Source organism: Burkholderia lata (assembly GCF_000012945.1).
GTDB lineage: Bacteria > Pseudomonadota > Gammaproteobacteria > Burkholderiales > Burkholderiaceae > Burkholderia > Burkholderia lata.
In genome coordinates, this window is the sequence record NC_007511.1 from 1,320,349 (window position 1) to 1,344,563 (window position 24,215).

At 63.8% G+C, this 24,215-nt stretch carries 22 protein-coding genes; 15 read left to right on the plus strand and 7 right to left on the minus strand.

The window, feature by feature from the left end; genetic code table 11:
- Positions 1 to 116: 116 nt before the first annotated feature.
- Positions 117 to 962 (plus strand): helix-turn-helix transcriptional regulator, encoded by an 846-nt coding sequence (locus BCEP18194_RS28635; RefSeq protein ID WP_157687285.1) that lies wholly within the window; start codon positions 117 to 119, stop codon positions 960 to 962.
- 100 nt (positions 963 to 1,062) lie between these two features.
- On the opposite strand, the gene BCEP18194_RS28640 is transcribed toward BCEP18194_RS28635, so the two are convergent.
- From BCEP18194_RS28640 to BCEP18194_RS28650, 3 genes are all read right to left on the minus strand, one after another.
- Positions 1,063 to 1,626, minus strand: coding sequence for a DUF2889 domain-containing protein (locus BCEP18194_RS28640; RefSeq protein ID WP_011354778.1), 564 nt, complete (start codon positions 1,624 to 1,626; stop codon positions 1,063 to 1,065).
- A gap of 362 nt (positions 1,627 to 1,988) precedes the next feature.
- On the minus strand, positions 1,989 to 2,747 hold the full coding sequence (locus tag BCEP18194_RS28645; protein ID WP_011354779.1) for an SDR family NAD(P)-dependent oxidoreductase: 759 nt from the start codon (positions 2,745 to 2,747) through the stop codon (positions 1,989 to 1,991).
- Positions 2,748 to 3,152: 405 nt separating this feature from the next.
- Complete coding sequence (locus tag BCEP18194_RS28650) at positions 3,153 to 4,121, minus strand: AraC family transcriptional regulator (RefSeq protein ID WP_011354780.1); 969 nt, start codon at positions 4,119 to 4,121, stop codon at positions 3,153 to 3,155.
- 211 nt (positions 4,122 to 4,332) lie between these two features.
- Between BCEP18194_RS28650 and BCEP18194_RS28655 the strand changes: the two genes are divergently transcribed.
- Together BCEP18194_RS28655 and BCEP18194_RS28660 are read left to right on the plus strand one after the other, a co-directional pair.
- Complete coding sequence (locus BCEP18194_RS28655) at positions 4,333 to 5,193, plus strand: oxidoreductase (protein WP_011354781.1); 861 nt, start codon at positions 4,333 to 4,335, stop codon at positions 5,191 to 5,193.
- Positions 5,194 to 5,239: 46 nt separating this feature from the next.
- Positions 5,240 to 6,106 (plus strand): oxidoreductase, encoded by an 867-nt coding sequence (locus tag BCEP18194_RS28660; protein ID WP_011354782.1) that lies wholly within the window; start codon positions 5,240 to 5,242, stop codon positions 6,104 to 6,106.
- 112 nt (positions 6,107 to 6,218) lie between these two features.
- On the opposite strand, the gene BCEP18194_RS28665 is transcribed toward BCEP18194_RS28660, so the two are convergent.
- The 3 genes from BCEP18194_RS28665 to BCEP18194_RS28675 all read right to left on the minus strand — a co-directional run bounded on the left by BCEP18194_RS28665 (position 6,219) and on the right by BCEP18194_RS28675 (position 9,286).
- Positions 6,219 to 7,079, minus strand: a complete 861-nt coding sequence (locus BCEP18194_RS28665; protein WP_011354783.1) for an oxidoreductase — start codon at positions 7,077 to 7,079, stop codon at positions 6,219 to 6,221.
- Between the two features lie 740 nt (positions 7,080 to 7,819).
- The gene (locus BCEP18194_RS28670; RefSeq protein ID WP_157687287.1) at positions 7,820 to 8,656 is read right to left on the minus strand and encodes a TetR/AcrR family transcriptional regulator; all 837 of its coding nucleotides are present in this window, start codon (positions 8,654 to 8,656) and stop codon (positions 7,820 to 7,822) included.
- A gap of 132 nt (positions 8,657 to 8,788) precedes the next feature.
- Entirely contained in the window at positions 8,789 to 9,286 is a 498-nt protein-coding gene (locus tag BCEP18194_RS28675; RefSeq protein ID WP_011354785.1) for a flavin reductase, read from the minus strand.
- 239 nt (positions 9,287 to 9,525) lie between these two features.
- Between BCEP18194_RS28675 and BCEP18194_RS40305 the strand changes: the two genes are divergently transcribed.
- The 11 genes from BCEP18194_RS40305 (at position 9,526) to BCEP18194_RS28730 (ending at position 21,031) form a co-directional block, all read left to right on the plus strand.
- Positions 9,526 to 10,185, plus strand: coding sequence for a 2Fe-2S iron-sulfur cluster-binding protein (locus tag BCEP18194_RS40305; RefSeq protein WP_011354786.1), 660 nt, complete (start codon positions 9,526 to 9,528; stop codon positions 10,183 to 10,185).
- A gap of 27 nt (positions 10,186 to 10,212) precedes the next feature.
- Complete coding sequence (locus BCEP18194_RS28685; protein ID WP_011354787.1) at positions 10,213 to 11,157, plus strand: catechol 2,3-dioxygenase; 945 nt, start codon at positions 10,213 to 10,215, stop codon at positions 11,155 to 11,157.
- Positions 11,158 to 11,247: 90 nt separating this feature from the next.
- On the plus strand, positions 11,248 to 12,087 hold the full coding sequence (locus BCEP18194_RS28690; RefSeq protein ID WP_011354788.1) for an alpha/beta fold hydrolase: 840 nt from the start codon (positions 11,248 to 11,250) through the stop codon (positions 12,085 to 12,087).
- A gap of 68 nt (positions 12,088 to 12,155) precedes the next feature.
- On the plus strand, positions 12,156 to 13,424 hold the full coding sequence (locus BCEP18194_RS28695) for an LLM class flavin-dependent oxidoreductase (RefSeq protein ID WP_011354789.1): 1,269 nt from the start codon (positions 12,156 to 12,158) through the stop codon (positions 13,422 to 13,424).
- Positions 13,421 to 14,266, plus strand: a complete 846-nt coding sequence (locus BCEP18194_RS28700; RefSeq protein WP_011354790.1) for an alpha/beta fold hydrolase — start codon at positions 13,421 to 13,423, stop codon at positions 14,264 to 14,266. The genes BCEP18194_RS28695 and BCEP18194_RS28700 overlap by 4 nt, the downstream gene beginning before the upstream one ends.
- Before the next feature lie 80 nt (positions 14,267 to 14,346).
- On the plus strand, positions 14,347 to 15,141 hold the full coding sequence (locus tag BCEP18194_RS28705) for a 2-keto-4-pentenoate hydratase (RefSeq protein WP_011354791.1): 795 nt from the start codon (positions 14,347 to 14,349) through the stop codon (positions 15,139 to 15,141).
- 78 nt (positions 15,142 to 15,219) lie between these two features.
- Positions 15,220 to 16,179 carry an acetaldehyde dehydrogenase (acetylating) gene (locus BCEP18194_RS28710; protein ID WP_011354792.1) on the plus strand — a complete coding sequence of 320 codons (960 nt, stop codon included), beginning with the start codon at positions 15,220 to 15,222 and terminating at the stop codon, positions 16,177 to 16,179.
- On the plus strand, positions 16,179 to 17,246 hold the full coding sequence (gene dmpG, locus BCEP18194_RS28715; RefSeq protein ID WP_011354793.1) for a 4-hydroxy-2-oxovalerate aldolase: 1,068 nt from the start codon (positions 16,179 to 16,181) through the stop codon (positions 17,244 to 17,246). Before BCEP18194_RS28710 ends, dmpG begins: the two co-directional genes overlap by 1 nt.
- Positions 17,247 to 18,115: 869 nt before the next feature.
- Positions 18,116 to 18,856, plus strand: coding sequence for an SDR family NAD(P)-dependent oxidoreductase (locus tag BCEP18194_RS28720; protein WP_041493256.1), 741 nt, complete (start codon positions 18,116 to 18,118; stop codon positions 18,854 to 18,856).
- A 306-nt stretch (positions 18,857 to 19,162) separates the two neighbouring features.
- Positions 19,163 to 20,242, plus strand: a complete 1,080-nt coding sequence (locus tag BCEP18194_RS28725; protein WP_011354795.1) for a porin — start codon at positions 19,163 to 19,165, stop codon at positions 20,240 to 20,242.
- Positions 20,243 to 20,371: 129 nt separating this feature from the next.
- Positions 20,372 to 21,031 (plus strand): TetR/AcrR family transcriptional regulator, encoded by a 660-nt coding sequence (locus BCEP18194_RS28730; protein WP_011354796.1) that lies wholly within the window; start codon positions 20,372 to 20,374, stop codon positions 21,029 to 21,031.
- 88 nt (positions 21,032 to 21,119) lie between these two features.
- Here BCEP18194_RS28730 and BCEP18194_RS28735 read toward each other — a convergent pair whose 3' ends face one another.
- Entirely contained in the window at positions 21,120 to 22,070 is a 951-nt protein-coding gene (locus BCEP18194_RS28735) for a LysR family transcriptional regulator (protein ID WP_011354797.1), read from the minus strand.
- A 974-nt stretch (positions 22,071 to 23,044) separates the two neighbouring features.
- Between BCEP18194_RS28735 and BCEP18194_RS28740 the strand changes: the two genes are divergently transcribed.
- Entirely contained in the window at positions 23,045 to 24,205 is a 1,161-nt protein-coding gene (locus tag BCEP18194_RS28740; protein ID WP_011354798.1) for an efflux RND transporter periplasmic adaptor subunit, read from the plus strand.
- Positions 24,206 to 24,215 lie beyond the last annotated feature (10 nt).

Consider the following 24,215-nt stretch of genomic DNA (forward strand, 5'->3'; position numbering starts at 1 on the left):
TGTCCCGGCGAACGCGCGGCGATCGTGAAACAGCGTGCGACGTGACGCTTCGGCCGGCGTGCCGGAATGCTATTCTTTTCGCAAAGACAGCATTCGAATGACTCATGGAGACAGACGTGCGTACCAAGGTAGAAAGGTCGCCTGCTTCATCGATGGCGACGGACTGGCGATGGAGCAGCGGCTTCCAGTGGGACAGCCTGCTGGCTTCGTTCGGGCGTCCGACATTCGAAGTCGAGGTGACGCGGCTGCTGGTCGAGGCGCTGGGTGTCGACCAGGTGCACATCTTTCGCGGTACGGTCGACGAACCGCAGATCGTTGCATCCATTTGCGCGAGCGGCACCGGAAGAGCCGAGCAGCAGAGCGAGCGCTATATCGATCAGAAGGTGTGGCGCTTCGATTCCGAATTTTCCCGCTACGACCATGACATCGAGCATGGCCCGGCCGTGTTTCGCTTCGATACCGTACGCACGAAGAGCCAGGAAATGCGGGATTTCTACGAGTTCGTCGACGTGGGCGAGCGGGTCATCGCCATTGGCGACAGTCCTTCCGGGAGGCTCTATCTGGCTGGGATCCGGTCACGGGCACGCGGATGCTTCACGGCGGACGAGGAGTACCGGTTGCGCCTGCTCGGCGAGATGGCCTTTCCGATGGTGGCGCGGCATTACGCGTTGCAACTGGAGAAGCAGGCGATGTCCAGGGCGCTGACGTCACTGCCCGTCATCGAAAGGTGTCTGTCGTTGTGTCGCGAGAATTTTTCGAGGCGGGAGGGCCAGGTGGCCGCGCGCATGCTCTACGGCCTGTCGACGGAAGGCATCGCACTGGATCTGGGCATTAGTGCGGATACGGTCGTGTGCTATCGGCGCCGCTTCTATCAGCGTTTCGGAATCGGCTGTTTTCGTGACCTGGTCATCTGGTACTTGGACCTGTATGGCGCGGTGGGGCATTACCTGGAACCCAACTAGGCATCCCGTTCTTGTCTGGCGGGCCATAGGCCCGTACCACCGCACGGCGAATCGATCGGCGCAGGCGCGTCGAACGGATTCGCCTCCGCGCATGTATCGGTCAGGGCTTCCGGTAGTACTTCGGATAGTACTGGGCGACCACCGGTGTCGATTCCGCCCACGTCCGGCAACGGTTGATGAAAAACGGCGGCGCGTCGTTGCCGAACGTCGTGTCGACCTGGTCGGGCGAGAACTGCGACTGATACGCGAAGATCGTCTGGTAGGCAGTCGTCGCCATCGACAGGATCAGGTCTCTCAGGTGCGTGCAACTCCGCACACCGCCGAGGGTGTCGTCAACGGCACGCCGGAAACCGCGCGTCAGCGATTTTCCGACGAGGCCCTGCGTGGGATCGTTTGCGCCCGGGCAATACGCGAACGGCGTCGCGGGCATCGACGTCGCTACTTCGTGAATCTTCAGGTCGTTGTCGACGGTCAGTCTTGCACACATGTTGTGATACGGCGTACCGGCGGACAGCGTGCCGCGTTCGCGATCCACACTGTCGTAACCTTTCTCGTCGACGATCTCTCCTTCGATGTCCCACAGGCCGTCGTCGCGTAGAAAACCGCGGGTAATGACGCGCCGCTCGTGCAACATCTGTCGTGGTTGGGGAGGAGGCAGCTTCATTTCGTCATTTCCTTCGGGGCAGGGCGGGTGTGCGTTGCGTTGAACGGGCATCGATGGTTGGGGGAACGGCGATCGCGGTGCACATGGCACCGCGGCGTGGCGGGGCGCGAAGCTACGGTGACGAATCGACATTGCGACCGGTGCGGAGCTTCGTGCCGCAGGGGCGATTTTAACCTACCTTCCGTTAGGCTGGGTTGCCGCGGAAGGTCGAGCGGAATGGATGTGCCGGCCAGCGGCTATGGGCGCATGGCCTTCACCGACACCTCCTTGTGCGCGTGACTCCGGCGTATCAGGGGAATCGGGAAATCGAATCGAAAAGAGCGGCCGGCATGCCTACGGGCAGAGGTCGGCCGCCCGCGACGTCAGAGCGTCGTATAACCGCCGTCGACGACCAGTTCCGCACCCGTCACGTAGGAGGACTCGTCGCTCGCAAGGAAGAGCACGACGTTCGCGACTTCCTCGGGCTTGCCCGGGCGGGACAGCGGGATCTTGGACAGCACGGCCTTGACGATCTCGGGATCCTCGAACAGATACGCGCTCTGCGGGGTCTGGATCAGGCCCGGGTGCACGGAGTTCACACGAATGCCGAACGCGGCCAGATCGACGGCCGCACCTTTCGACAGGAGACGGTTCGCCCCTTTCGATGCGCCGTAGCCGGGATGCAGGTTGGGGAAACAGATCATCCCGGCGATCGACGACATGTTCACGATCGATCCACCGCCCGCCTTCTTCATGTGGGGCAGGACCGCCTTGATGCCCAGGAACTGGCCATTGAGGTTCAGCGCGATCAACTGGCTTAGCCCGTCGAGGGTGGCCTGGTCCCAGGTTTCCGGGGTCCCGGGCAATCCCGCGTTGTTCACGAGAACGTTCACTTGCCCCCATTGCGTCAGCGTTCTGTCGACGGCCGCCTGCCAGTCGTCTTCCCGGGTGACGTCCAGCCGCGCGTGATCTGCCGTCAGGCCTTGCCCCCGAATCTCCGCCGCAACCTGCGCGGCGCCGTCCTCGCGGAGATCCGTGACCAGGACCTTCGCACCTTCGAGCGCGAGGCGGCGTGCGCTGGCGGCGCCCATGCCGCTGGCAGCACCGGTGATGATCACGATTTTTCCGAGCATTCGATTCATTCAAGTCTCCTGGAAATGTTGTTCTTGAATCTGTTTTTCATGCAGGACTACTTATCGAGAAAGCTGAGCGACTCGAGGAAATTGCCGCAGGTAACCGCCGGTGTGCGTCGTGAGCCGGTGAGTGGCTCAGCGGCGCAAGGTCAGTCGTGCAGTGGACTGGACGGTGGCCGCGCAGGGTGCGAACACGGCTATCGCGTTCTGTCCCGGGGCAATCGAGTGCTTGTGCAGCGTATCCGCATCGAGTCGCCCCGTAAATTCGCATTTTTAGAATTGTCGCTTCGACGAGCCCGAATCGCTGCATGTCGCAGTCGATTTGTTCCGGGCGATGGAACCGGATTGCCGAATCGCGATCGCCGCGGTGGTCGTGGATGTCGGCGCGCAGCGCAGCAGCGGGCCGCGACTGCGTTACGTGTCGTACGACTGGGCCGACAGCGCACCGGCCACGTCCCGATGTGCTTCGGACGGCGTGGACTGGCGCCGGTACTGCAGCGGCGAACAGGACATCGTCCTCTTGAACGCCGTGCTGAACGCGCTTTCCGATTCGTAGCCGAGCGAGAAGGCGATCGACGAGACGCTCTGCTCGCCGTCGCGCAGGAGATTCGCGGCCGTCATCATGCGCCATCGCGTCACATAGCCGATGGCCGTACCGCCTTCCAGCTCCTTGAACCGTTGCGCGAAGCCCGACCGCGACATGCCGGCGATCTTCGCCAGTTCCGCCAGCGTCCAGGGATGGGCCGGATCGGCATGGATCGCCCGAATGGCCGCACCGATCTGCCGGTCCGACAGCGCCAGGAACCAGCCCGGAGACAGGTTGGTCGAGGTTTCCAGGTGGAGCCGCAGGACCTGCACCAGCATGCAGTGAACCAGGTGCGTTGCCATCAGCGCGGAACCCGGCCGCTCCTGGCGGACTTCCTCGGCAAGCTGCTCCAGCGACCAGCGCAGCACTTCCGCATGACCCGTTGCGCTCGGGACATTGACGATCGCCGGCAGCGTGTCGAACAACGGCGCGGCGTGGCTCGCGGACACGTCGAAGCGGCCACTGATCAACAGCACTTCGCCGCCGCCGTTCCAGACCGCCACGCCATCGCGGGCCGCGGCATCCATGACCGGCTGGCAGTCGGCGGGCGGCAACGCGGGATCGGACGAGAGCACGAAACGACGGCCGCTGTTCAGCAGGAAGCAGTCGCCCGGGTTGAACCGGACGGGTTCGGCAAGGTCGTCGACGATGCCCCAGCAACTGCCGCGCACCACGGCGGTGAACTTGATGCCCGGATTGGCCGGAAACGAAAAGGACCAGTCTCCCGCCGCATCGAGCGATGCGTAGAACTGGCTGCGCGGCTTCAGGAGCGTGAGTACGTCTGACAAGGGATCCATCGGGGCGTCCTGGACGATCTACAAAGAATGACAGACTTTATCGCATGGAGTGTCCAGGGTTCAACCGCTAATCTTGAGGGCATCGAAGGAGGCGGCGTGCCGATCTCCTTCATGTCCCTGGAGCGCCGGGCCTGGAGCCCGGACTGGCGTTCGGCAGTCGTTGCACGCTCCTTCAGCCCGATGGTGGGCGGACACGGCAAGGAGAAGGTTCATGAGCAAGGTGTGGTTCATTACCGGCGCATCGTCGGGATTCGGGCGGGCGCTGGCGGAAGCGGTGCTGGCCGCCGGCGACAACGCCGTGCTGGCGGCCCGCCGGGGCGATGCGCTCGACGCGATCGTCGGCCGGCATGGCGATCGTGCGCTGGCGGTATCGATGGACGTGACGAACGCCGACGCGCGACAGCGGGCCGTGCGTGCGGCGCTGGAGCGCTTTGGGCGTGTCGACGTGCTTGCGAACATCGCGGGCCGGGGATCGTGCGGGGCGGCGGAAGAATTTTCGGGCGAGCAGCTTCGCGAACAACTGGAGCTCAACTTCATCGCCCCCGTCGAGCTGACGCGGGAAGTGTTGCCCCATATGCGCGCTCGGGGCACCGGACACATCCTCAACCTGACCAGCATTGCGGGTCTCGCGCCCATTCCGGCCTGCGCGCTCTATTGCGCGGCGAAGTTCGCGCTCGAAGGATGGAGCGAGACGCTGCATCAGGAGGTCGGGCCGCTGGGCATCCGCGTGACGATTGTCGAGCCGGGCGGTTTCCGCACGGAATTCAACGGCGCGGCGATCATGCGGCCGGGCCAGACCATCGACGCATACCGGCCGACGGTCGAGCCGATTCTGCAGTTCCTCGAGAGCGAGAGCGGCCGGCAGCCGGGAGACCCGGACAAGGCCGCGCGCCTGATGATCGAAGCGGTCAACAGCGATACGCCGCCGCTGAGACTGATGCTCGGTGCTGACGCGTATCAGCTCTGGGAAAAGACGGCGGCCGCGCGCGATGCCGATATTTCCGCCTGGCGCGAGAAGGGCGAGGCCACGGCCTACGATGACGCGCAATTGACGCCGATCGGCGGCGCTTGAGCGTGAGCGTCCCCATTCATTGAATCAAGATTGCAAAGGAATCAATATGAACAAGAATCCAAAAGTCTGGTTGGTCACGGGTGCATCGTCGGGCTTCGGCAAGGCGCTGGCCGAGGCCGTCATCGCCAATGGCGACAGCATTGCCATCACCGCCCGTCGCCTGGATCGGCTGCAAGCCATCGCACAGGGTCATGAAGACCGCGTGCTTCCGCTGGCCGTGGACGTGACCGACGCCGCCGCACGCGACAAGGCCGTGGCCGACACGCTCGCGCGCTTCGGTCGTATCGACGTGCTGGCCAACGTCGCCGGGCGAGGGGTGGCCGGCGCTTGCGAGGAGTTCAGTCTCGATCAGCTGCGTGAGCAGATGGAGCTGAATTTCTTCGCCGCTGCCGAGATGACCCGCGCGGTGCTGCCGCAGATGCGCGTGCAGGGCTCGGGCCATGTGCTCACCGTGAGCAGCATCGCGGGGCTGGTGTCGATGAATGCCGCGGGCCCGTACTGCGCAGCGAAATTCGCGATCGAGGGCTGGACCGAGGCACTGGCCATCGAGGCCCGACCGCTCGGCATTCACGTCACGCTGGTCGAGCCCGGCGCGTTCCGCACCGAGTTCGCGGGCGACGTCAACATGCGGCCCGTGCAGCGCATCGATGCTTACCGGCCCGTGGTCGAGCCGTTCGAAGCCTATCTCGAACACTCCGCCGGCAAGCAGATGGGGGACCCTGCCAAGGCCGCGCGGCGCATGCTGGAAGTTGTCGCAAGCGACGCACCGCCGGTGCGCCTGATGTTGGGCCGGGATGCGTTTTCGATCTGGGATGCGACCATCGCCAAGCGGATTCAGGACATCGACAGCTGGCGGGCAAGTGGCGAAGACACCGCATTCGACGGTGCCGAACTGGAGGAAATCCGGCTGTAACGCGGTTGCGGTGGGAAGGAAGAGGGGCCGGTCGATGTAGTCGATCGGCCCTTCTTTCGTTAGAACGACCGGCACCCGCATCCGCGCATCGACCGGGCAGGGTTCAACGCGCTCAGAGCGCCTGCGCGGTGTTCTTCACGGCGCCCGGAATGGCCGTGTCCTCGCCACGTGTGCGCCATACGCCGAGATCGCGGTTGCGCGACGCGACGGCGCCGTCCCACAGCTGGTAAGCATCCTCGCCCAGCATCAGGCGAACCGGCGCGGTGTCGCACGCCACCATGTCGACGACCACCTGCATGCCCTTGACCGGGTCGCCCATCTGCTGGCCGTTCTGCGTGGTGTAGTACTCGTCCATGCCGGCATCCAGTGGCGCGTAGGCGGCGATCCGCTGTTCGGCCTTCATCGCCGCGTTGCCCGCGAAGCCGGTGCGGAACGCGCCCGGCTCGACCAGCGTCACGCGGATGCCGAACGGCTTGACCTCGTGGTGCAGCGCCTCGGTGAAGCCTTCCAGCGCAAACTTGGACGCGTTGTACAGGCCGCTGCCGGGAAACGCGACCAGGCCGGCAATGCTGGTCAGGTTGAGGATATGGCCCGACTGCCGCGCGCGCATCTGCGGCAGTACTTCGCGCGACAACTCCGCGGCCGCGAAGAAGTTCAGTTCCATCTGGGCGCGAATCTGCGCGGACGTGAATTCCTCGAGCGCGCCGTACGAGCCTGCGCCTGCGATATTGGCCAGCACGTCGATGCGCCCGAATTTCTCGTTCGCGGCCTTGAGCGCGGCGGCGCGTGCGGCGGCGTCTGTCACGTCCAGTTGCAGCGCCAGCGCACGCTCGCCGTGAGGGGCGGCGATGTCCTGCAGCGACTCCAGGCGGCGGGCGGTCAGCACCGCGCAGTCGCCGGCGGCCAGTACCAATTCGGCGAGTGCTTTGCCGAAACCGGACGATGCGCCGGTGATGAACCAGATCTTGTTCATTTCAATCCCTTGAAAGTAGGTGTTGGATCTGTCTTGCGACGGGGCAAGACGGAATCGGAGGGTGCTCCGGAAGCGGCCGCGCGCCTGCGTGGTGTGGCCTTGGGCCGGGCCGGCCGGTACAGGTCCCGGTGCGTGCCGAAGGGCGCGATGGGACGATCCCGTGTGCCGGCGGGCGCGGTCTGGTCGAATGATTCCGGGGCATTGACGAGCGGCATGGCGTGCGTAGACGCACGCTGCCAAGGCAGTCAACGATATTCACTGACGGCCGAACGATCCATGCTTCAGCGTCCTTATTTTCTTTTCGATCGTACAAGTGTGGCCGCGGGCCTTCTGCCGGACAGGTCGCAGCGGCTTTGAGCGTGGGCGACTCGAGGGGCCGCTGGAGCGTGGGCTTGAGACTGCCCGCGTCGTCGGCGAATCCTGTTCGCGGTCGTGATGCGGGGCCCCGGTGGGGGCAGGCCAGCTTGGGAAAGTCGATGAAGCAGCGGGGCGTGACAACTCATCGCGCCCGTTTTGCTATGGAACGTCTGGAAGATCGAAAGCGGGAAATGCTTTGTTGGCGGCGCGGTGGATGTCCTGGCGCAGAACGGCCCGACCCTCACGGCCGGATGCGTTGCAACGGCGACGCGGCTGCGTACCCGGCGGCACGCAGCCAGACATGGCCATCTCGTGGTGGATCGACGGGGGCGATGCCGGGCCGGTTCGGCGCTGCCGACGGACCTGCAACGGCCGCGCCGGCGTTACTTGAAGAAGTCGGTGACGTAATCCGGCAGCGGCATTTCGGCAAGGCGGCGGGCCTCGTCCGGTGCGACGCCGTAGAGCCGCATCAGGCATTCGACCGTTTCGGCGGTGATCTGCGCACTCGGGCCGCCGTCGAGAATCCGGGTCATCGCACTGATCAATGCGGCAATCGTGATGTCTGCCGCGGTGTCGATGTATTGAATCGAGAACCGCTTTTGCTCGGTGCCGTTGCCGATGTCTTTCGACGCGCGAACCACGAACGTCTCGTTCATCTGCCGATGCGAATCCTGCGCCCGCACGATGAAGCGCCCCCACACGGGATCATGGACCGCCTTGGTCAGGAACATCTTCTGCACGTGACTGATCGCGACGGCCCGGTCCGTCTCGCGCGCCGAGATTTCGTCCGTGATGACGCCGATCTCCGATGCACGCTGCGCGAATACCGCCTTCGCGATCTCGTCTTTCGACTCGAAGTGGTTGTAGAAGGAGCCGAAACCGACATCGGCCTGCCTCGTGATCTCTTCGATCGTGCAGAGGTCGAAGCCCTTTTCCGCCATCAGGGTGTGCGCTGCTTCGATGAGCTTGCTCCGCGTCGCCAGGCGCGATCGCATGCCGCGCGGCATCGGCGCATCGCTGTCGCTGTGCAGGGGGGCTTTGGCAGGCGCTTTCGTTCGCGTCTTCCTGACGGACGAGGTTTTGGGAGCAGCGGGCTTGGGGGCCGTCTTGGTGCGCGTCACTGCGCGTGGTTTGGTTCGATCATCCATCTCGTAAGCCAGGTTAGCCGAAGCGCGCCGTTCAGAGCTTGCCGCAGAACCGCGCACGGACACGATTTCCATGCCGGCGCACCGGCGCTGCGACAAGAACGGCTTCATTGCTGAACAACGTCTGGTGTGCGCTAAAGCAATATCGGGAACCGAACAAGCGTATCACCCTTTGAGTCGATATCCAACGCGCGGCGGCGGTGCCGACTAGACCGGCCTGACGCTCGTGAGCCGATGGTAGGCGCGGTCGAAATACAGCAGGCCGCCCGCTTGAGACCCGTTCCCGATCCCGACGACCTGGCAGAACAGGATGCCGTGCGTGCCGACCTTCTCGATGCGGTCGATCTTGCAGTCGAAGCACACCAGGCTGTCGGGCAGCACCGGCGAACCGGTCTCCAGGTACTCGTAATTCGTCTGCGCGAACCGGTCCTCGACCGACGCACGCGTCTGTCCGCTGAACAGCCGCGAGACATGTTCCTGTTCGGCACCGAGCACGTTCACGCACAGCACGCCGTTGGCCTCGAAGCGGTCGTACTGGTGGCTGCTCTGATTCATGCAGACGAGCAGGGTGGGCGGGCTGTCCGTGACGCTGCATACCGCTGACGCGGTAAAGCCGCCCAGGCCGGCGAGGCCATTCGTCGTCACGACATTGACGGCCGCACCCAGCCGCGACATTGCATCCCGAAATTCCGTTGGCATCACCATGACTTGTCTCCTTGAGTTCGATTGCACCTTGCTGGCCAGCTCCGCAGAGTGATGAAAAAATCATAGATGATGATGTAATCAGTTTCAACTGCCGGAGCAGGCAAACGTGGCTGGGGAAAACCCCATTTGACTCTTCGTGAGTGTGATCGTTAAATCATAACTGATGACATCATCAGTCTACGGGTCGACGAGATTCGAGTCCGGCCGGGGTGGCATCTGACGAGATAGAGGGGACAGCGATGTACGTCGTGGTGGACAGGCAATGGCGGATCAGGGTCTCGGACGGGTTGGACGTCAGTCGGCTGGCGCTCCTCGTGCACCAGCCGCGTACCGAGTTGCAGCATGTGCGCGCGGTGCTGGACGGTGTCGCGATTGGCGTCGACGCGGATTTCGCATCGATCTCGCTGGCCTGGCTGAAGTCGGAATGCCTGCGCGCCGGGTCGAGCGGGGGGCAGCGGTTTGCACGATTGATGGAGCAATTGCATCGGATCGGCATCAACGAGGAGGGTGTCGGAACCATACGCATCCCGATTCGGTGGAATCAGGTCGATCGGACCGAACCTGGCAGCGATGAAGCCCGGAACGGGGCGGTCTGCCAGGTCTACATCGTCGATACGGCGGAGCGGTTCAACTGCCACGGCAATCAGCCGGTGCTGCAGGCGGCCATCGGCGCGGGAACGAAGTCGATCCGGTCGGGTTGCCACGGCGGTGGATGCGGCATCTGCAAGATCAGGGTGCTGCATGGCAGCTATGCGTCCGGCCCGATGAGCCGGGCGCACGTCAGCCCGACGGCCGGTGAAGGCAACGACGTGCTGGCGTGCCGGATCTACCCGCTGTCGAACCTGGTCGTCGAGCTGCTCGGAAAATCGAAGGAACGCTGCACGATCAAAAGCAGTTAGTTATCCAAAATCATGAAGGAGGGGATGATGGGTGTGATGAGAATCGGTCACGTGGCCCTGCGAGTGCTCGACCTCGATCGGGCGCTGCATCATTACGTGACGGTGCTGGGCCTGCAGAAAAGCCATGTCGACGTGCGCGGCACGGTCTATCTGAAGGGATGGGACGAGTGGGATCTCTATTCCGTTTCGCTGACGCAGGCGGATCGGTCCGGCGTCGAGCACATCGCGTACAAGGTCGAGAAGGAGGCCGATCTCGACACGCTGTCGGCGCGAGTCGAGGCAGCCGGCGTTCGGGCGACCGAGCATGCGGCGGGACATCTCGAGCGGTGCGGGCGTTCCATCGGCTTCACGCTGCCCAGCGGGCATCTGATGTACCTGTACGCGGACAAGGAATTTCGCGGCAAGAGCGTCGGCACGCTGAATCCGGAGCCCTGGCCCGATGGCCTCGAAGGCGCGGCAGTGCATTGGCTCGATCACGTGATGCTGATGTGCCCGGTCGACCCGGAGGCTGGCATCAACACCGTCGAGGAGAACACGCGCTTCCTCGGCGCGGCGCTCGATTTCCATCTGGCCGAGCAGGTGCTCGCCGGGCCCGATCACTCGGTGCAGGCCGCCGTGTGGCTGTTCCGGGGCTGCAAGCCTCACGATCTGGCCATGGCCGGTGGCCCGGTTGCCGGCCTGCATCACGTGGCGTTCTACCTCGACAGCTGGCACGACGTGCTGCGCGCGGCCGACGTGCTCGGCAAGCATCAGGTGAAGATCGACGTCACGCCGCAGCGCCACGGCATTACCCGTGGGCAGACCACGTACTTCTTCGATCCGTCGGGCAATCGCAACGAGATGTTCGCGGGGCTCGGCTACTACGCGCAACCCGACATGCCGCCCATCACCTGGCATGCGGAGGACATCTGGCGCGGCATTTTCTATCACCAGGGCGAACCGAGACCGGATTTCATCGAGGTCTACACCTGACCTGCGCGGCCGGTCGCGTCATCCGGCGCGACCGCGAGGCAGCGGATTTACAGCAGGTTGGCAGGGCAATTGCATTCAAGGAACAACGAGATGAACGAGACAGCAGCGACCCGGAACGATCCCGAAATCGGGCGCTCGATCCGTGCGGACGGCATTACCACGAACTACCACGACGAAGGAAGCGGCCGGCCGGTGCTGCTGATCCACGGCTCTGGGCCGGGCGTCACCGCGTGGGCGAACTGGCGGCAGACGCTGCCCGCGCTGGCGGAGTTCTGCCGGCCAATCGCGCCGGACATCGTGGGCTTCGGTTATACCGAGCGCCCGGACGGCGCGACGTATGGCAAGCGGCTCTGGCTCGAGCATCTCGTCGGTTTTCTCGATGCGCTCGGGCTGACCGAGGTGGACGTGATCGGCAACTCGTTCGGCGGTGCGCTCGCGCTGACGCTGGCGACGACCTTCCCCGAGCGGGTCGGCAAGATCGTGCTGATGGGAAGTGTCGGCGTGCCGTTCGAGCTGACGCCCGGGCTCGATGCGGTGTGGGGGTACGAGCCGTCGAAAGAGAACATGCGGAATCTCCTGCACACGTTCGCCTACAACCACGGGATGCTGACCGACGCGCTCGCCGATTCGCGTTACGAGGCCAGCATCCGGCCCGGGTATCAGGAGACCTTCGGCCGGATGTTCCCGGCGCCCCGCCAGCAAGGCATCGACGCGCTGGCCGTGCCGGACGAAAAACTGTCGGCCATCCGCCAGCCGACGCTGATCGTGCACGGGCGGGAAGACAAGGTCATTCCGGCCCGGACCAGCGAGCGGCTGTTCCAGCTGATTCCGCATGCGGAGCTGCACATGTTCTCCGAATGCGGGCATTGGGTGCAGATCGAGAAGGCCGCGAAGTTCAATCAACTGGTCCGGAATTTCCTGACGTCGTGATGCGTTCGCGCGGCAGCTTGAAGGTTTCGGCAAAAAACGCCTCACCAGGCAAACATGAGAGGTGACACATGAAGATCAACTACTTCCAACAGGTTCCGTATCGGGACTTGCCGGCCGATTTCGAAACGAAACACGAATCGGTCGTCACGACGCCCTATGGGCTCACGACGCCGCAAGGTATCCGGGGCGCCTATCGCGATGCGCTCGACGAGATGATGTATGCGGCGCGCGCCGGCTTCGACGGGCTCGCGATCACCGAGCACGGGCAAAGCTCGTACGACATGATGCCGAACCCGGATCTGTTCGAGGCCGTGCTGGCCTACATGACCGAGGTCGAAGGCATCGAGACCGCGATCTATCCGATCGGGCGCTCGCTCGGCAAGACGCTGGAGCCGCTGCGGGTGGCCGAAGAGCAGGCGATGCTCGACTGCATGTCGGGGGGGCGTCTCATCTGCGGTTTTCCGATCGGCCTGGCGTACGACGCGAACGTGAACAACGGCGTGTCGCCGCTGCAGACGCGTGCACGCTTCGATGAAAACCTTGAACTTATCCTGAAGGCGTGGAAAGAGCCGAAGCCGTTCGCGTGGAACGGCAAGTTCTCCCAGCACCCGGACGTGAACATCTGGCCGCGGCCGATCCAGAACGCGCCGCATCCGCCGGTCTGGATCACGGCGATCGGCAACCCGAACACGATGAAGTTCATCGTCGATCGCGACTACGGGTTCAATTACTTCGGCTGGTTCGGCGCGAAAGCCACCGGCAAGCGCATTTTCGACCGGTTCCGCGAGATCGAACAGGAAGCGGGCAAGGCACCGAACCCGTACCGGATCGGCTTCATGCAGTCGATCGCGGTTGCCGAAACGGATGCGGAAGCCGAGCGGCTGTACGCACGGCATGCGGAATACTTCTTCCGCAAGGCGCTCGGCGGCATCGGGATGCACCGGCTGGCACTGCCGGGCGGCATCGACATCCGCGGGCTCGAATTCATCTTCCGCGATCCGAAGGATTTCGGCATGTACGACCGGATGAAGACGGCGACCTACCGGGATCTCCTCGAATCGGGGGCGGTCGTCGCCGGCGGGATCAGCACGGTGCGCGAGCAGCTCGTCGAATATGCACGCGAATTCGGCATCGGCAACCTGCACGCGATGCTGCAGTTCGGCTCGATGCCGAAGGAGCTCGCGCAGTACAACATCGACATGTTTACCAAATACGTGATGCCGGACCTCAAGAAGCTGTGGAGCGACAAGGGGCATCAGCATCACTGGTGGCCGGAGCGGCTGGGCGGCGTTCCGCTCGATGCTCGCCAACAACAACTCGCGGAGACACAGGCATGAACACCGAAACGATCGAATCCCCGAACCAGGCTGCCGTCAGCGTCCCGCTCGAGGAGCGCAAGGTGCCGGTGTGGGGCGGCAAAGTCACCCTTCGCGTCAAGGTTTTCGGCACGGGCGCGGATGTCGTCTATCTTCATCCGGCGGCCGGCCTCGTGATCGACGACTTCCTGATGGACCTCGCGGGCACGCATCGCATTTTCGCGATCGAGTTTCCGGGAACGAGTGCGGACGACCCTTACGCGGTGCGGCAGCTCGACGATCTTCACGACGTCGTGCTGGCGTATGAAGAAGCGATCCGCCAGCTCGGCATCGAACGGCCGATCGTCATCGGGCAAAGCTTCGGCGGCATGCTGGCGGCCGAGCTCGCGTCGACGTTCCCCACGCTGTTCCGCCGGGCCGTGCTGCTGGACCCGATCGGCCTGTGGCGGGACGACATGCCGGTCGTGCACTGGAATTCGGTGCCCGCCGAGCAGATGCCGTCGCTGCTCTTTGCGGATCCGGACAGCGAAGCCGCACGCGCGTTTCTCGCGATGCCGACCGATCAGGAATCCTTCGTGAAAACGCTGGCCGCGCGGGTCTGGACGCTGGGCTGCACCGGCTCCTTCGTGTGGCCGATTCCGGATCGTGGCCTCGCGAAACGGCTGCACCGGATCCGGATCCCGACCAAGATCATCTGGGGCCGCGACGACAAGCTCGTGTCGTCCGGCTATGCGGCGGAGTTCCAGCGCCTGATCGCCGACAGCGAAGTCGAGATCATCGACGATTGCGGACACATACCGCAGGTCGAGAAGCGCATCGAGACCTACCGCATCGTCAGCGGATTCCTCGGGCAAGCGAAGTAGTCGACGCACGTGCGGCGATGGGGCCGCACAAACGGCAGGCGGGCAATACCCGCCTGCCGTTCCATCGAGGGGTTTTTCAAATGAATGTGGATCAGATTCAACACGTGGCGGACCGGCTCCGTCGGGCCGAAAGCACCGGCGATTTCATCGAACCGCTGCACCGGGCGAACGCGGCGCTGAGCATCGACGATGCGTATGCGATACAGCAGCTCAATATTCAACGACGGATCAGCGCGGGCAGCCGACGGGTCGGCTGCAAGATCGGCCTGACGTCGGCAGCGGTGCAGAAGCAGCTGGGCGTCGACCAGCCCGATTTCGGCGTACTGCTCGACGACATGGCTTACGGCGACCAGGAAACGGTGCCGTGGAGCGCATTGAGCCAGCCGAAGATCGAGGCGGAAGTCGCGTTTGTGATGGGGCGGGACATCGCGTGCGACAACCCGGGGCATCTCGATCTGTTGCACGCAATCGAATACGTGCTGCCTGCGCTCGAGATCGTCGGCAGCCGGATCCGCGACTGGGAGATCGGCATCGTCGACACGATCGCCGACAACGCGTCGTCGTCCGCGTTCGTGCTGGGGAATCGTCCGGTCAAGCTGTCGGACGTGGATCTCCGGTTGTGCGGCATGGTGACGGAGCGACGCGGGGAAGTCGTCTCGCTCGGCGTCGGGGCGGCGTGCATGGGGCATCCGGTCAATGCGCTCGTCTGGCTGGCCAGGACGATGGCGGCGCGTGGCGTGCCGCTGCGGGCCGGCGATGTCGTGTTGTCCGGCGCGCTCGGCCCGATGGTGAACGTGCGGCCGGGAGACGTGTTCGAAGCGCAGATCCAGGGGCTGGGCGCGGTGCGCGCGAGTTTCGACGACGCAGAGGCATGACATGCGGGGAGTCGGCGTGTTCGGGCGAACCGGATGCGACACGGCGAATGAAACAAGTTTGAACGATCGGAGTGGACGGTGAAGTCAAAAGCGAAAGTGGCGATCATCGGGCCGGGAAATATCGGCACGGACCTGATGATCAAGGTGATGCGTCACGGCACGCACATCGAAATGGGCGCGATGATCGGCGTCGATCCGAAGTCGGACGGCCTCGCGCGCGCGCAGCGCATGGGTGTCGCGATCTCGTCGGACGGTATCGACGGGTTGCTGGCGCTCGACGTGTTCAAGGAGATCGACATCGTGTTCGACGCGACGTCGGCCGGCGCGCACAAGCGGCACAACGACGTGTTGCAGGCGCATGGTGTGCAGGTGATCGACCTGACGCCGGCCGCGATCGGCCCGTATGTGATTCCGGCCATCAACCTGGAATCGGAAAATGCGCCGAACATGAACATGGTGACGTGCGGCGGCCAGGCGACGATCCCGATGGTCGCCGCGATATCGCGCGTGACGAAGGTGCATTACGCGGAAATCGTCGCGTCGATCTCGAGCAAGTCGGCGGGGCCCGGCACGCGCGCGAACATTGACGAATTCACCGAGACGACGCGCAAGGCGATCGAGCAGCTCGGCGGCGCGTCGCGCGGCAAGGCGATCATCATCCTCAATCCTGCCGAGCCGCCGCTGATCATGCGCGACACGGTGTTCGCGCTGTCCGATCCTGCCGATCAGGGCAAGATCGAGGACAGCATCGCGCAGATGGTGGCGAGCGTGCAGGCGTACGTGCCGGGCTATCGGCTCAAGCAGAAGGTCCAGTTCGACGTGATCACGGCCGACAAGCCGCTCAACGTGCCGGGCGTCGGGCTGAAGCACGGATTGAAGACGTCGGTGTTCCTCGAGGTCGAGGGCGCGGCGCACTACCTGCCGTCGTATGCCGGCAACCTCGACATCATGACCTCGGCCGCACTCGCATGCGGCGACATGATGGCGCGCAGAAGAATGGCCGCGGGCATTGCGCGCGGTCACAAGGAGGCAGTGTGATGAACGACGCACGCAAGAAGCTCTATATTTCCGATGTGACCTTGCGCGACGGAAGTCATGCGATCCGCCATCAGTACAGCATCGCGAACGTGAAAGCGATCGCGGCCGCGCTGGATCGCGCGGGGGTCGACAGCATCGAGGTCGCGCACGGCGACGGCATCGAGGGCTCGAGTTTCAACTATGGTTTCGGCGCACACTCCGACGTCGAATGGATCGAAGCGGCGGCCGCGAGCGTGAAGCACGCGAAAATCGCCACGCTGCTGATTCCCGGCATCGGGACGATCCACGATCTGCGTAACGCGTACGATGCCGGCGCGCGCGTGGTGCGCGTGGCGACGCACTGTACCGAAGCGGACGTGTCGCGGCAGCATCTGGAATACGCCCGCGAGATCGGCATGGATCCGGTCGGTTTCCTGATGATGAGCCATATGACGACGCCGCAAAAGCTCGCGGAACAGGCGAAGCTGATGGAAAGTTACGGCGCGACCTGCGTGTATGTGGTCGATTCCGGCGGCGCACTCGGCATGAACGATATCCGCGACCGCTTCCGCGCGTTCAAGGAGGCGTTGAAGCCCGAGACACAGACGGGCATGCATGCGCACCACAACCTGAGCCTGGGCGTTGCGAACTCGCTGGTGGCGGTCGAGGAGGGATGCGACCGCATCGACGCGAGTCTCGCCGGGATGGGGGCGGGCGCGGGCAATGCGCCGCTCGAGGTGTTCATCGCAGCTGCCGAGCGCCAGGGATGGCATCACGGCTGCGACCTGTACGGCCTGATGGATGCAGCCGACGACATCGTGCGCCCGCTGCAGGACCGGCCGGTCCGTGTCGATCGCGAGACGCTCGCGCTGGGCTACGCCGGCGTGTATTCGAGCTTCCTGCGCCATGCCGAGCGCGCGGCGGACAAGTACGGCCTGAAGACCGTCGATATCCTCGTCGAACTCGGCCGCCGGAAGATGGTGGGCGGGCAGGAGGACATGATCGTCGACGTCGCGCTCGATCTGCTGAAGTCGGCCGAGCACGAACGCACGCATGCCGAGCCGACGATGAGCGAAGCGGGGCGTTGAGCGAGCACGTCGGCACGTCACACCGGTGCGAGGCGACGCGCCGGCGGCGGCGTGCGTCGACGATTCATGCGCTGCCTCGGGAGTGGTCGACGAGGCAGCGGCGGCGACGCTCGTACCTATCGCTGATCACGTCATCGGCCTGATGCAACGCCCGGCAGGGGATACCTGTCGGGCGTTGCATTTTGTGCGGCGAGCGGGCGTGCTCCGACGCGGAGTCCGTTCGCGCGCCGCGCCCCTGTGCCTTCAAACCCTCGAACGGGTCATTCCGACAGCAAGAGCCGGCTGCACTCGCAGCTCCGTGAACACAGGCGCACCGATCGCACGCGTCGGGGGAAAACCCTATTTGACGTGAATCAATGGTGATCGTTAAATCATAACTGAGGTGTTTATCAGTTTTGGTGTGAGGTGACCTTCAGCGGCTTGTATTCGGCGTCGGAACAAGTGGCAATGAGCCGGACCGGTGAGGACCGGGCGCTCCGGAGAGGCGCATGCCCGGACTTCCGGCCGTACATCACTCGCAGACGCTCGGGACAAAGGTTGCGGCGCGGGATGGCAAGCTGTCGTGTGGCACATGACTGAATGCCTTGATCGGCTTTCGCTCGCGGCGAAAGTCTAGCGGGACGTGACGACATTGATCTGATAGATCCCTATTTGGTTAGTAGTGCAGTAGATGTGCGGGTTGATGAAGCGATAGCAGAAGCTGCACTGACACTGGAAACGCGAAGTGTGAACGGGCAACGGTTGGCAGTGTCAACCCGAGCGCAAGTTGCGCTCGCGTGACGCGATATCGCAACGACGGAACGCGAGCGAGCCGGTTGTGCTGCGGAAGGCCGATGTTCGGAAAAAACGATACGAAAGGAGACAGAGACGTGAATACGCATGAAGGACGTGTGGCGATCGTAACGGGTGCCAGCAAGGGGATCGGGCAGGCGGTTGCCGAGAAGCTTGCGACGCATGGAGCGCAGTTGGTGCTCTTCGATCTCGAAGACTGCGGCGAGACATTGCGGCATATCGCTGCCATGGGCGGAACGGCGACAAGCATTCAAGGCGATGTGTCGTCGGAGCAGGACTGGGTCCGCGTTCGGGACGAAGTACGTCAACGATTCGGGCGAGCGGACATCCTGGTGAACAACGCGGCCATCTATCCGTTTGCGACGATCGACGATCTGGATCCCGATCTCTTCCGCCGGGTGCTGAAGGTCAACCTCGAAGGCCCGTACCTCGGGGCCCGCACGTTTGCGCCGCTGATGGCCGAGAATCGGTGGGGGCGCATCGTCAACATTGCCTCCAACTCGATCGCGACGAACCTTGCCGGGCTCAGCCATTACATCGCGAGCAAGATGGGTGTGATCGGCCTGACCCGCGGCCTGGCCAACGAGCTTGCGGATCGCGGCATTACCGTGAACGCCGTCGCACCGGCCATCACGGACACGCCGGGAACGAGCGGCATGCCGCGCGACATCGTCGATGCCGTGTGGAACCAGCAGGCCATCAAGCGCTTTGCGGTGCCGCGGGACATCGCCGGCCCGATCGTCTTCCTGACAAGCGAGGACGCGGCGTTCGTTACCGGGCAGACCGTTTCCGTCGATGGCGGGATGATGAAGCTTTGACCGTGTCGACACGCGCCGTGTAGCAAGAACGCTTGCTGCGTCGGCGCGACCCGGGCTACCACGGACGCATTTGGCCATCGGCGAATGATGGCCGATACGATCCACGACCGGATTTGAAGCAGGATCGCCGGGCAGCCCAGGTGTGATTTGAATGGCCGGTCTGATCCAATTGATTCGATATCCTATTTGAGTTGGGTTGGGGTTGATCTGAAGAAGTATCGGGTAGCAGGTATTTTGATTAGGAATCCATTAAATAAATACGATTCTCTGCGTGCTGTAACTCATCAGGAAAGACAGGAGAGGGACATGGAAGGTGGATGGAAGGTATCTCGCAAGGGCGCGGCGATCGCGGTGGCAGGTTCGCTGATGGGCGGTGTGGCTCACGCCCAGAGCAACATCACGCTTTACGGCATTGTCGACGCGGGGTTGTTGTACACGAGCAAGACGGCCGGCGCCAACGGTCAGAACCTGGGGCACCAGTTCTCCGCCGTCGACAGTGGTTCGCTGCCGTCGCAGTTTGGCCTGACGGGCACGGAAGACCTGGGTGGCGGCATGAAGGCGTCGTTCAAGCTGGAGAGCGGCATCAACATGCGCAACGGCGGCTTCGACGACTCGAACGGGAACCTGTTCGGTCGCCAGGCCTATGTCGCACTGGAAAACCAGTTCGGCAAAGTGGCGATCGGCCTGCAGTTTTCACCGTTCTTCCTGTCCTTGCTCGACACCGACCCGCGCGGGTTTTCGCAGCTGGGCAGCGGCCTGATCATCTATGCGGATACCGTGACCGGCACGGGCGCATTCAACTCGAACGCCGTGTCGTACACCAGCCCGACCATCGCCGGCTTGCAGGGCAAGGCGATGCTGGCACTCGGTGGAGCCGCGGGCAATTTCCAGGCCGGCCGTCAGTATTCGGCGAGCCTGAAATACACGGTCGGCAATCTGCTGATCAGCGGGGGAATCTATTCCGGCAACAGCGGCGGTACGGTGTCGACGCCGATCCCGACAACGGTCGCATTCTGGGGGCGCGCGATCGGCGCCACCTACAATTTCGGCGTCGTCACGGCGAAGGCGCAGTTCGTCAACTACAAGGTGGCGCAATCGTACGATTCCAACGTCTACAGTGCGGGGCTCGACAGCTACGTCACGCCGCAGTTGAATCTCAACGGCGGTATCTATTTCACCAGTGACCGGAATCACACGGCGAATCATTCCATCATGGGCGCTGCCGGGGCCACCTACAACCTGTCGAAAAGCACGGCGCTCTATGCGCAAGTGGCTGTCGTGAACAACCACGGCACGATGAATACCGGCATTTCGGCAGACGGGGCGCTGTACGGTGCTCAGGGGACGACCGTGGGTGCCGATATCGGTATCCGGCATTTCTTCTGAGCGGCGGGTGTCGGCGTGGCGGGTATGTCGGGGTGAACGATCGCTGCGCGTTTCGACGATAACGGCCTGGGGCGGGCAAGATGCGCTTGGTATACTTCGACATCTTCCCGCCTTCGACGTCACTCCTGCATGCCCAGCTCCGATACTTCGGCCAAGCGCCAGCCCACTGCCAAACGCACCAGGGGACGCCCGTCCGGCACTGCGCACGTCGGTTTCGATTCGCTGCTGCGATGTGCGCGGCAGCGGTTCGCCAAGCAGGGCTACGCGGCAACCAGCGTGCGGGAGATTGCAGGTCTCGCGGGCGTCGATCCTGCATTGATGGCCCATCATTTCGGATCGAAAGAAGGGCTGTGGACCGCGGTCGTCGACCAGTTGGCCGCGCAGCTGGCACAGCTGATCGAGACGACGAAGCAATTGCGCAACAGCCGGATGTCGCCGATCGAACGGATCAGGCAGGCATTGACACTGCTGACCGACAGCGTGTTCGAGAATCCGGATATCGGCATGTTTCTCTCGACTGCCACGACGGAGCACGGCGAGCGCCTGAACGTACTCGTCGAAAGACTGATCAGCCCCTATCGTGACGCACTCATTCCGCTTCTCGAGGATGCAATCGAAGCCGGCAAGATGAAGCCTCACGATCCCGAGCTGTTGCACGCGATGATCGTGAATTCGATCAGCAACACGATCTCCTACGGGCACGTGCTCGAGAAGTTTTCGACGCTGCCGGAGCAACCCGAAAAATTCAAGCAAGGGGTGCTGGAGATCGCAATGGGGCTGCTGCGATAACCTGGCCGTCGCGCCGACGTCTCCGCGATGCGCGTGGTGATGAAGGTCGCCGGGCCCGCGCGTCATGCTGCCGAGCGGGCAGCGGCTGTCACGCGATCTCCGCGGTTGCCTGGTATTGAGCCGGTGCGGGGCAGTGCGGTGCGGTTCCCGATTCGTCGAACGTCGCCAGCAGATGGTCGATGAAGGTTCGCACCTTGGCGGGCAAGTGGCGACGGCTGGGGTAGACGATGCCGAACGTGGGCGCCGGGGCCCAGTGATCCTGAAGGACACGCTTCAGCGTGCCTTGCTCGAGTTCCCGCTGAACCAGTGCGGGCTGGATCAACGCGATTCCCATGCCTGACAGGACCATCTGCATGAGGAAGTCGATGTTGTTGGCCACGACGGCCGGATTGCACGTGATCGTGACGGTGCCGTCGGCACTATCCAGTTGAAGCTCGGGTTTACCGCGCTGGGGCCCCGAGATCGCGAGGTACGCGTGCTCGGCCAGCTCCGCCGGGTGCGTCGGCTCGCCGCGCCGCTGAAGATAGCCGGGTGATGCCACGGCGATGAGCGGCGCGCTGAAGACTGCGCGTGCGACGAGGCTCGTGCATGACAACGACGACAGGTCGACGATGCCGGCATCGTAGCCGTCTGCGACGAGATCGACAGGGCGATCGACCAGCACGGGCACCGGCAGTACCTCCGGATACGAATCGCAATAGTCACGCAGGCACGACGACAGGTGCCGCAGCGACAAGCCGACGGAGACCGCTACGCGCAGGGTTCCGGACGGCGTTTGCGTGGGCACCGATACCGCATGCTCGACTTCGTCGAGCTTCGCCAGAATGTCGCTGACACGCGTGTAGTACGTCTTCCCGAACTCCGTAAGCGACACGCTCCGCGTTCTGCGGACGAGCAGGCGCCTTTCCAGCTGTTCCTCGAGCCAGTTGACGCGACGGCTGATCATCATTTGAGAGATGCCGAGGCGGGTGGCCGCACGGATAAAGCTCCCGTCGTTCACGACCTGTACGAACGACCGCATCGATTGAAGTTTGTCCATATCCGTTTTCTGGTTCAGGCGCCGTTCCCATCCCGGGCATGCCGGGCCTCGCAATCGCGGCGGCCGGCTGGCGCACGGGAACGGCCGTCTGTGTAGTTCGCAAGCGATATTCAACGAATGATGAATAAAATGATATCGCAAAAATGACCCCGCGTGAAGATTGCAGGCCGCCGCGTGTCGCAGTCCTGCACCACCACGATGCTTGAGCGCGTCGAGTGCGCCGGCAGTGCGGGGCGGTGGCGGCACTGTCGACACCCCGGCTTGAAGCGACGTGCAGCCCCCGTCCGAGGGGATCGATCACGTAACCGCATTGACCGTCGGGGCATATGGCGCATCGCTCCCGTTGTCTGAGCATGGCTTCTATCGGCCGCCTGCTTCGCCGCGTGCGAGCCGCCTGACGCCGCTTCGAGCATGCCGTGAGGTCGCATGACGTGACGATCGAACGGTTGACAGCGTCGCGACGGATGCCCTACCATCGCAATAAATCAACAAGTGATGAATAAATTTCGACCATGAGGATTCCGGCCATCGGGGACGGATAGCGCGCAGCGCGCTCTGCTTCCGCCCCGGCACGACAGGCGCCCGGCAACCCGGGTTGCGTGCCTGCCACGCCGGGTGGATGTCCCGTCGCATCGCGTGCTCACTCGTACGAATGAGTCGTTGCGTCGGTCGTGCGTTAACGGGCGGGAGGTTCGGCACCGTTAACGTCCTTTCTTATCGATCAGTACACCTACTGAATGGGTGGGAGTCATGCTGCGCGCAGAAATCGTTGAATCCGGTGCCGCTTGCCGATTCGAGGTTGCGTGCGGCGGATCGTATGTGCGTCGCGACGGCGGATGCGCCGAGCAGGCGTCCATATGGACAGACGAACCGGACTTGTCGTTCAGCCCGGCGCACGGAGGGGCTTCCCCAGTGGCGGCCGGATTCGCAACGTTGAGAGTGAGAAACATGAAACGAACAGTGAGGGATGTTGTATGTACCGGATGATCATTCCCAAGAGAACCGCCTTGCTTGCGACGTGTGTCGTAGTCGGGTCGATGGCTGTCGCCGGATGCCAGAAGAAGGAAGCCGCGGTGGCGGCTGTCCCCGAGGTCGGCGTGGTCACGCTGCAGCCGCAGGAGATCACGCTCAAGTCGTTGTTGCCGGGTCGCGCGAATTCGTGGCGTGTTGCGGAGGTGCGCCCGCAGGTCAACGGCGTGATCAAGCGCCGGCTCTTCGTCGAAGGCGACGATGTCAAGCAGGGCCAGCAGCTCTACCAGATCGACGATGCGCCGTACAAGGCCGCGTACGAGAAGGCGCGTGCCGCGCTGGTATCGGCGCAGCATCTCGCCGAGCGCAATGAAAAGCTGCTTGCCGACAACGCGGTGAGCCGTCAGCAGTACGACGACTCGGTGTCCTCGTATCGCCAGGCACAGGCCGATCTCGATACCGCGAAGGTCAACCTGGACTACACGAAGGTCTACGCACCGATCGCCGGGCGCATCGGCCGCTCGCTCGTGACGGAAGGCGCACTGGTCACGAACGGCCAGTCCCAGTCGATGGCGGTCATCACGCAGCTCGATCCCATTTATGTCGACGTGACGCAGTCGTCGTCCGACATGCTGCGCCTGCGCAAGGAACTCGCCGACGGTCAGTTGCAGACCGCTAGCGCGGGCGCGGCCAGCGTCGGGTTGTTGCTCGAGGACGGCACGTCGTATGCGCACGGCGGCACGCTGAAATTCTCCGAAGTCAGTGTCGACGAAGGCACGGGCTCGGTGACGTTGCGTGCCCAGTTCCCGAACCCGGATCACCAGATCCTGCCGGGCATGTTCGTGCGCACGAAGCTCGACGAGGGCGTCAAGCGGGACGCGATCCTGGTGCCGCAGCAGGGCATTACGCGCGATACGACGGGCACGCCGGTGGCCTGGGTCGTCGATGCCGACGGCAAGGTGCAACTGAAGCAGCTCGCGGTGGACCGGACGGTCGGCAATACCTGGCTCGTCCGCTCGGGGCTGAATGTGGGCGAGCGCGTGGTGACCGAAGGCGTGCAGAAACTGCAGGTCGGCATGAAGGTCGTTGCGGTGCCCGCGACGAACGTCCATGTCGACCTGGGTGACGCGCGCATTGCCGCGCCGTCTACGGCAAACGGCAGCTAGTCGGAGCGCG

Bases quoted from the DNA above. Each gene is read 5' to 3' on its own strand.
- BCEP18194_RS28640 (WP_011354778.1), bottom strand. From the start codon at position 1,626: ATGAAGCTGCCTCCTCCCCAACCACGACAGATGTTGCACGAGCGGCGC.
- BCEP18194_RS28645 (WP_011354779.1), bottom strand. From the start codon at position 2,747: ATGAATCGAATGCTCGGAAAAATCGTGATCATCACCGGTGCTGCCAGC.
- BCEP18194_RS28650 (WP_011354780.1), bottom strand. From the start codon at position 4,121: ATGGATCCCTTGTCAGACGTACTCACGCTCCTGAAGCCGCGCAGCCAG.
- BCEP18194_RS28655 (WP_011354781.1), top strand. From the start codon at position 4,333: ATGAGCAAGGTGTGGTTCATTACCGGCGCATCGTCGGGATTCGGGCGG.
- BCEP18194_RS28660 (WP_011354782.1), top strand. From the start codon at position 5,240: ATGAACAAGAATCCAAAAGTCTGGTTGGTCACGGGTGCATCGTCGGGC.
- BCEP18194_RS28665 (WP_011354783.1), bottom strand. From the start codon at position 7,079: ATGAACAAGATCTGGTTCATCACCGGCGCATCGTCCGGTTTCGGCAAA.
- BCEP18194_RS28670 (WP_157687287.1), bottom strand. From the start codon at position 8,656: ATGGAAATCGTGTCCGTGCGCGGTTCTGCGGCAAGCTCTGAACGGCGC.
- BCEP18194_RS28675 (WP_011354785.1), bottom strand. From the start codon at position 9,286: ATGGTGATGCCAACGGAATTTCGGGATGCAATGTCGCGGCTGGGTGCG.
- BCEP18194_RS40305 (WP_011354786.1), top strand. From the start codon at position 9,526: ATGTACGTCGTGGTGGACAGGCAATGGCGGATCAGGGTCTCGGACGGG.
- BCEP18194_RS28685 (WP_011354787.1), top strand. From the start codon at position 10,213: ATGGGTGTGATGAGAATCGGTCACGTGGCCCTGCGAGTGCTCGACCTC.
- BCEP18194_RS28690 (WP_011354788.1), top strand. From the start codon at position 11,248: ATGAACGAGACAGCAGCGACCCGGAACGATCCCGAAATCGGGCGCTCG.
- BCEP18194_RS28695 (WP_011354789.1), top strand. From the start codon at position 12,156: ATGAAGATCAACTACTTCCAACAGGTTCCGTATCGGGACTTGCCGGCC.
- BCEP18194_RS28700 (WP_011354790.1), top strand. From the start codon at position 13,421: ATGAACACCGAAACGATCGAATCCCCGAACCAGGCTGCCGTCAGCGTC.
- BCEP18194_RS28705 (WP_011354791.1), top strand. From the start codon at position 14,347: ATGAATGTGGATCAGATTCAACACGTGGCGGACCGGCTCCGTCGGGCC.
- dmpG (WP_011354793.1), top strand. From the start codon at position 16,179: ATGAACGACGCACGCAAGAAGCTCTATATTTCCGATGTGACCTTGCGC.
- BCEP18194_RS28725 (WP_011354795.1), top strand. From the start codon at position 19,163: ATGGAAGGTGGATGGAAGGTATCTCGCAAGGGCGCGGCGATCGCGGTG.
- BCEP18194_RS28730 (WP_011354796.1), top strand. From the start codon at position 20,372: ATGCCCAGCTCCGATACTTCGGCCAAGCGCCAGCCCACTGCCAAACGC.
- BCEP18194_RS28735 (WP_011354797.1), bottom strand. From the start codon at position 22,070: ATGGACAAACTTCAATCGATGCGGTCGTTCGTACAGGTCGTGAACGAC.
- BCEP18194_RS28740 (WP_011354798.1), top strand. From the start codon at position 23,045: ATGTACCGGATGATCATTCCCAAGAGAACCGCCTTGCTTGCGACGTGT.